The 5,761-nt window shown below is 57.2% G+C and carries 5 protein-coding genes; all 5 read left to right on the top strand.

Translation table 11 applies throughout. From position 1 onward, the window contains the following. Nucleotides 1–722 precede the first annotated feature (722 nt). Complete coding sequence (locus tag NZK35_RS26250) at nt 723–1,826, top strand: PstS family phosphate ABC transporter substrate-binding protein (protein ID WP_259635489.1); 1,104 nt, start codon at nt 723–725, stop codon at nt 1,824–1,826. A 144-nt stretch (nt 1,827–1,970) separates the two neighbouring features. Then, nucleotides 1,971–2,918: a phosphate ABC transporter permease subunit PstC gene (gene pstC, locus NZK35_RS26245; RefSeq protein ID WP_259635488.1), complete on the top strand. Its 948-nt coding sequence runs from the start codon at nt 1,971–1,973 to the stop codon at nt 2,916–2,918. After that, nucleotides 2,915–4,144, top strand: a complete 1,230-nt coding sequence (locus NZK35_RS26240; RefSeq protein WP_259635487.1) for a PstA family ABC transporter permease — start codon at nt 2,915–2,917, stop codon at nt 4,142–4,144. Before pstC ends, NZK35_RS26240 begins: the two co-directional genes overlap by 4 nt. A gap of 13 nt (nt 4,145–4,157) precedes the next feature. Beyond that, nucleotides 4,158–4,991: a phosphate ABC transporter ATP-binding protein PstB gene (gene pstB, locus NZK35_RS26235; RefSeq protein ID WP_259635486.1), complete on the top strand. Its 834-nt coding sequence runs from the start codon at nt 4,158–4,160 to the stop codon at nt 4,989–4,991. A gap of 8 nt (nt 4,992–4,999) precedes the next feature. Further along, nucleotides 5,000–5,680, top strand: coding sequence for a phosphate signaling complex protein PhoU (phoU, locus tag NZK35_RS26230; RefSeq protein ID WP_259635485.1), 681 nt, complete (start codon nt 5,000–5,002; stop codon nt 5,678–5,680). Nucleotides 5,681–5,761: the final 81 nt, after the last annotated feature.

The raw sequence follows: 5,761 nt of genomic DNA, 5'->3' as shown, positions 1-5,761 counted from the left end.
TGAACGATTTGTTAGCGGCAGGGCGCGAGCCCTCCGGTCTTGGCAAAGATGCGGAACCGGAGGGCTTGCGCCCTGCCGCTACAACCTCGTCAAACACAGGAAAAAAATCGTTCACGGCGTAGGGCTCCGCCTGGGAACACACTGTATTGGAGGCTCCCGCCTCCTGCCCGTGAACCGCGTGTGGCGGAGCCACACCGCCAGAAGCGTTCCAAGGCGGAGCCCTAGAACGAGTGGAAACCGCACACACTCATGTGGGGGGCAGCATCGGCGGTACGCCCACCCGGACGAGCGAAATCCGGCAGGACGGACGAAAACTCCGGGAAAGTCGCCAAGTTTGTGGTCGGGACCCGAGATGGAAATCGGACGCGACGTGAGGAATTGCTGGATATCGGTGCACCGCGTCCCAGGTTCATCTAATCTTCACACAGCTAGCGCCGGCTAGACGGTCGTCAATTCAGACAGTCGCTGCTATCTTTCCGCGCATGGCCCACTTCGGGCAACGCAGTGAAGCATTTTTAGCGGCAGGGCGCAAGCCCTCCGGTGTTGTGGCAGAGATGAAGAACCGGAGGGCTCGCGCCCTACCGCTAAAACTCCCAGAGACACATGGGAAAAATGCCTCACAGCGTTGCCTTCCGGGGCATGCTTTGCCGCTCTCCTGTTGATCGGCGGGCTTTCAAATCGCGACACGGGTCCCCCCCAATCTTTACCGGAGTTTTGCTGGGATGTTCCTCCAAATCACTTCTCGCCCGATGCCCCTGGATCGGAAACGAGCGATCGGCTGTCTTGCGTTGGTATCGAGTCTGCTGGTCGGAATGGTCGGATGCGGCAGCAAGTCGGAATCCACGTCGACCGAAACCGCCGGCGAATCGAACACCGCGGTCGCCGCGTCCAACCTGACCGGCACGATCAAGATCAACGGCAGCAGCACGGTGCAACCGATCGCCAACGCGGTCAAAGAAGAGTTTGCCAAGCTGTATCCAGACGTCACGGTCAGCGTCGACGGGAAAGGCACTGGCAACGGATTCAAGATGTTCCAAGACAAAGAGACCGATATTTCCGACGCATCGCGTCCGATCAAACCGGGTGAATTCGAAGCCTGCAAGGAAAACGGTGTCGAATTCATCGAAATCCCCGTCGCCTATGACGGACTGACGATCGTGATCCACCCCAAAAATGATTGGGTCGACACCCTGACTGTCGACCAATTGAAGAAAATGTTTGTCGGCGGCGACGCGGCCAAGAAATGGAGTGACGTGGACCCGAGTTGGCCCGACGAAACCATCGAGATCTTTGCCCCGGGAACCGGCAGCGGAACGTATGACTATTTTCGCGAAGTCGTGATCGGCAAGTCCGAGGATGCGCTGCGGAGCGACATGAGTTTGAGCGAAGACGACAACGTGCTGGTCGACGGAGTCGCCGGAAACCCGTATGCGATCGGATTCTTTGGTGTGGCGTACTACGAAGAGAGCAAGGACAAGCTGAAGGCCGCTAAAATCGTCAATCCCAAAGACGAGCAAGCGTACTTGCCGACGCCGGAAAACATCGCCAGCGGAGCCTACGCACCGTTCAGCCGTCCGTTGTTTATCTATGTCAGCACCGCTTCACTGCCCCGTGCCGAGGTCGCAACGTTTGTGTCGTACTTCTTGGAAAACGCACCCAACCTTTGCGAGCGGGTCGGCTATGTCCGGTTGCCCGAGGAGATCATGCAACGTGCCATGAATAACTTGGACGCAGAAAACGTCGGAACCCACTACATCGATGCCGAAGGCAACTCACGTAGTGGTGCGGTTGCGGACATCTATCAGCCGGAAAACTTGACCAAGTAGGCGCAGAAATAGATGGCATGGGCACCAGAGTTGGTGTGCAGGCTTTAGCCGCCCTCTGTCGCTGCTTTGCAGCGACAGGGTATCGCCTAAAGGCTAACACCGACGGTTGCTGCCCCCCTGCAATCGGAAGCATACGGTGAACTGATGACGCTCCCCAAATCACTTCAAAATCGCGAGTTTCGGTCGACCCGCTGGGGTGTCTTGTCGGAACGCCTGATCGTGATTTCGCTGGCGTTGTGTGCCACCGCAACGGTGCTGATCACGATCGGCATCATTTACATGCTGATCACGCAAAGCGCCGGTTTCTTCCGCAGTGACGCGGTCACGATGTCGGGTTTTCTAACCGACACCGAGTGGACGGCCCTGCAAAGCAAAGACTTGGCGCAGGCCAAATTCGGAATCATGCCGCTGCTCAGTGGCACGTTTCGTGTGACGCTGATCGCGATGATCATCTCGTTGCCGCTGGGGTTGATCACCGCGATCTACCTGAGCGAATTCGCATCGGCGAAGATCCGATCCTGGCTCAAACCGACGTTGGAAATCATTGCCGGCGTCCCCACGGTCGTGCTCGGCTACTTTGCCATTTTGGTCATCAGCCCGTCGCTGCAACTGTTCAGCGACGGGGCATTCTCAACCTTCAATGCAACCAGCGCCGGGATCGCGGTCGGCATCCTCTGTCTGCCGATGGTTTGCAGCCTGTCCGAGGACGCGATGCGTGCGGTACCGCGCAGCTTGCGTGAAGGCGCCTATGGCCTCGGTTGCACCCCTTTTGAAACGTCCGTGAAAGTGGTCGTTCCCGCGGCGCTGAGCGGCATCATCTCGGCGTTTTTGCTCGCCTTCAGTCGAGCGATCGGCGAAACGATGGTGGTCGCGTTGGCTGCCGGAACGCTGCCCACGATGACGCTCGACCCGACGCAACAAGCTCAAACGATGACGGGGTTCATCGTCGAGATGATCAAGAGCGAAAGCGAATACGGCACCGTGCAGTACTACAGCCTTTACGCGGTCGCCGTGACGCTGTTCACCATCACCTTTCTGATGACACTCGTCGGCCAAATCATCCGTCGACGATTCAAGGAGTCGTACCAATGAGCTCCATGCCGGACGCGATCGTCAAACAGGACGCAAAATACCTGGCCGACAATGCCAGACGGCGAAAACGGTTCAGCCTGTGGTTCTACTTTCTGTGTGTCGCGATTGCGTTGATCAGCGTGGTCATTTTGATCTTTCTGATGGCTTCGATTTGGAGCCAAGGCCATTCGCGATTGAGCAGCGACTTGCTGACGCGTTCCCACAGCGAATTGGAAATTGAGCGGAGTGGGATGTGGCCGTCCATCCTGGGGTCGCTCTTCGTCTGCGGCACCTGTGCCGTCGTCGCGCTGCCACTGGGCGTCGGAACGGCAGTCTTTTTGGAAGAATTCCAGCCGACGAACAAGCTGCTGCGTTGGATCCATGGATTTGTGCAACTCAACATCTCCAATCTCGCCGGGGTGCCGTCGATCGTTTACGGGCTGCTGGGGCTGACCGTATTCGTCTACATGTTCAACGTGTTCGGCCAGATCCGCGTCAACGAGTCGGCCGGCATGGAGATCATGGGATACAAGCACTTTTACCAAGTCTTGACCTTGGAACCGGGGCATGTCGTGTTTGTGCCACAATCGGACCCCACGAAGCGGCAAACCACGTTTGACGAGCCGTTCCAAGCCGTCGATCCGGATGGCAATTCGATCGAGATCTCGATCTGGACGCCGGGGACTCCCAAACCGTCCGACCCCGCCATTCGCCGACAAACGGTTCGGGCCGGAGCCATCGGTGGGACGATCACCGAACGAAGCTGGTACTACTTTCGACTGCCGTTCGACAAAAGTTTTCTTTCCGCGGGGCTGACGCTGGCGCTGGTGATTCTGCCGATTATCATCATCTCGTCCCAAGAATCGCTCCGCGGGGTGCCATCGTCGCTGCGTGAGGCATCGATGGGGTTGGGCGCGACGACATGGCAGACCGTTCGTGACGTTTGTTTACCAGCCGCGTTGCCAGGGATCATGACCGGAGCGATCTTGGCGATGGGACGAGCCATCGGCGAGGCCGCGCCGATTCTGGTCGTGATGGGGGCGGCGGTCGCCAAAAGCACCGGTCCCAAACACCTGATGGACGACGCGGTGACCATGCCCGTTTTGATTTTTAACTGGGCCGGACGCCAACAGGATGAGTTCAAGGAACTTTCCGCCGCCGCCATCATTGTCCTGTTGGTCGTCTTGCTTCTCTTGAACTCGACTGCCATCTATATTCGTCATCACGTCCAAAAAGCTCAATCTTGAACCCCGCGAAGTCATGTCAAGCGTAACGCCAGCGATCGACTCGGAGCAGAATTCCGACGCGCTCCCCGATCAGACGCTGATTCACATCGAAAAACTGAATGCTTGGTATGGCGATTTCCAAGCGATCCACGACCTGTCGTTGGACATCCCCAAGCACAAGGTGACCGCATTCATCGGTCCCAGTGGTTGCGGCAAAAGCACGCTGCTGAAGTGGATCAATCGGATGAACGATGTCGTCCCCGGCGCGCGAGCGAAGGGACGGCTTGCGATCACCGGCGACGCCTCCAATGATCACGTCGAAATCGATGTGCTGGACCCCGGTCTGGATGTCGTCGGGCTCCGCCGCAAAGTCGGCATCGTCTTTCAAAAGCCGAACCCGTTTCCCAAAAGCATTTATGACAATGTCGCTTTCGGTCCGCGGCTGCACATGAAAACGTCCAAGTCTGAACTGGACGAACTGGTCGAATGGTCCCTTCAAAAGGCCGCGGTCTGGGACGAAGTCAAAGATCGACTGCATGGACCGGCACTCGGTCTGTCCGGTGGACAGCAGCAGCGATTGTGCATCGCCCGGGCGATCGCCGTGGGGCCCGAAGTGCTTTTGATGGACGAACCTTGTAGCGCACTGGATCCTTCCAGTACGCTGGCGATCGAAGACCTGATCTTTGAACTGAGAACCCAGTACACGATCGTGATCGTGACACACAACATGCAGCAAGCCTCTCGCTGCAGCGATAAAACGGCGTTCTTTTTCGAAGGCAGACTGATCGAAGCCGGTCCTACCGAGCAGGTGTTTACCCGGCCGCAGCAGAAACAGACCGACGACTATGTCCGTGGCAAGTTTGGATAAGAATATTGATGTCAAAACACCTCCAGCGCGAACTTGAAAATCTTCGCGAGCAGCTGGTCAACCAATTCACCGTCGTCGAGCAAATGATCCAATTGGCGGTCCGCGCGCTCGTCGAGCGCCGAACCGATTTCGCGGATCGTGTCGTCGAAAGCGATGAAGGTGTCGACATCACCGATGTAAAAATCGAAGAGGAGTGCCTGAAGCTCTTGGCGCTTCACCAGCCCGTGGCAGGTGACCTGCGTTGGCTGATCACGGTGGTGAAGGTCAACGGGGAATTGGAACGCATGGCCGACATCGCGTGCAACATCGCCGAACGCGCCAAAGCCATGTCGACGTTTCCGCTGTTTACCGTCCCGGAACAGATGACCGAAATGGTTGATGCCACCATTCGCATGGTCCGGCGTTCCCTGGATGCGTTCGTCACCAACGATGCAAAAATGGCGGTCGAAGTCATCAAGATGGATGACCTGGTCGATCAACAGAACCGCGAAATCATTGATCATCTGCAGGAGTTGATCAAGGCGGACCCATCGCTGATCGAACCGGCGATTCATTGCTTTAGCGCCTCGCGACACCTGGAACGCATCGGCGATCTGGCGGAGAACCTTGCCGAAGAAACGATCTATCTGGTCGAAGGTGAAATTGTGCGTCACAAACATGGCGTCCTCGGTGACTCCGGTAAACAATGAGCGGAAAATAAGTGGGATAGGCTTCCATTGATCCGACACCTGTTTATCCGCTCATTCCTCACTAGCGGGCTGTCGATTTAG

It is taken from the genome of Stieleria sedimenti, assembly GCF_025060895.1.
GTDB classification, from domain to species: domain Bacteria; phylum Planctomycetota; class Planctomycetia; order Pirellulales; family Pirellulaceae; genus Stieleria; species Stieleria sedimenti.
Note: the sequence above shows the minus strand (reverse complement) of the source record. Positions and strands in the feature narration are given on the sequence as shown.